The 1,841-nt window shown below is 66.6% G+C and carries 1 protein-coding gene; it reads left to right on the top strand.

The features are described from left to right. Positions 1 to 1,718 (top strand): DNA repair protein RecN (gene recN / locus WBA11_RS18245; protein WP_424522061.1); only part of this gene is annotated, 1,718 nt, incomplete at its 5' end. Between the last annotated feature and the right edge of the window lie 123 nt (positions 1,719 to 1,841).

The raw sequence follows: 1,841 nt of genomic DNA, 5'->3' as shown, positions 1-1,841 counted from the left end.
TGCGTAGCCTCACCATCCGCGACTACGCGCTCATCGAGCGCCTTGAGGTCGAGTTCGACAGCGGGCTCAACATCATCACGGGCGAGACCGGTGCGGGCAAGTCGATCCTGCTGGGCGCGCTCAAGCTGCTGTTGGGCGAGCGGGCATCGACGGAGGCGCTACGGACTGGGGCGAAGAAAGCGTACGTCGAGGGCGTGTTCGACAACGCCGACGAGGGACGTCTGCCCAAGCTCTTGGAGGAGCACGAGATCGACCCGTCGGAAGGTGGGAATCTGGTCATCCGGCGCGAGATTTCGTCGCGTGGCTCGCGCGCGTTCGTCAACGACACCCCGGCGACCCTCGACGTGCTGCGTGAGGTGGCGTCCAACACCATCGACCTGCACGGGCAACACGAGCACCAGTCGCTGCTCCGTACCGAGACCCACGTCGAACTGCTGGACAACTTCGGCGGGTTGGGCGGGCTGGTCTCGACCTACCAGACGTCGTACCGAGCGGTCTCGAAGCTCCAGGCCGAGCGGACCGACCTGGTCCGGCGCGAGAAGGAGCTCCAGAAGCAGAAAGAGCTCTACGGGTTCCAGATCGAGGAGATCGACGCCGCCGACCTCAAGCCCGGCGAGGCCGACGCCTTGGAGGCCGAGCGCCGCGTGCTCGAGAACGCCGAGCACCTGTACGAGGCGACCGCCGAGCTCTACGCCCAGATCTCGGAGTCCGACGACGCCCTCTACGACCAACTCGTCCTGGTCCGAAACCAACTCCAGGACCTGGCCCGGATCGACTCGGCGTTCGACGAGACGCTGTCCGACGTCCGCTCGGCCGAGATCGCGCTCAAGGAGGCGACGCAGTTTTTGCAGGGCTACAACGCCGAGATCGAATTCAACCCGGAGCGGCTGGACGAAATCCGGGAGCGGATGGGCGAGATCGACTACCTCGAGCGCAAGTACGGGGGGACCTCTGAGGCCGTCTTGGAGTACCGCGCCGACATCGGCAAGACGTACGACCTGGCCAAGGACTTCGAGGGCGCCATCTCCAAGCTGGACGCCCAGATCGAGGACGCGCAGGAGACGCTGAGCCAGGCGGCGTACCGTCTCAGCCAGAAGCGCCATGAGGTGGCCGAGCGCATCGAGGCCGCGGTCGCCGTCGAACTCGCGACGCTGGGCATGCCCCACGCCCGGTTCGTCGTCCAGTTCGACTACCAGGACGACGACGCGGGCTGGATCACTCTCGGCGACGCGAAGGGCCGACGCGTGACGGCGTTCCCGGTCGGCGCGGACCTGGTCGAGTTCCACTTGTCGGCCAACCTTGGCGAGGACCCCAAGCCCCTCGTCAAGGTCGCGTCCGGCGGCGAGGTCTCGCGCATCATGCTGGCGCTCAAGGCCATCCTGGCCAAGTCCGAGCGCCTGCCGATCTTGGTGTTCGACGAGATCGACACCGGCATCTCGGGGCCGATCGCGCGGCGCGCGGGCGAGTCGATGCACCGGCTGGCCCAGTTCCACCAGATCATCGCGATCACGCACCTGCCCCAGATCGCGAGTCTCGGCGACGTCCACTTCGAGGTCGAGAAGCTGGTCGAGGACGGACGGACGCGGACGCGCATTCGTCGGCTCGACGAAACGGAGCGGGCGGAGGTGGTCGCCTCGCTCCTCTCGGGAGACGCCGTCTCTGAGGCCGCGCTCCAGTCAGCGCGAGAGCTTATCGAGGGTGGTCGACAGGTCGACTAGGTCGTCCGGGTGCCGGCGTCGGCCTCGATAGATGGGACCACCAGAAGGGTTGGCGGATGGCCGTTACAGTACAGCCTTGAGGCCGTCACCGGTCGTTTCATGACCCGCCGTCAAGTTCTGGCT

The sequence above is a fragment of the Rubrivirga sp. genome (assembly GCF_049648075.1).
GTDB lineage: Bacteria > Bacteroidota > Rhodothermia > Rhodothermales > Rubricoccaceae > Rubrivirga.
This window is presented reverse-complemented; position numbering and strand designations above follow the sequence as displayed.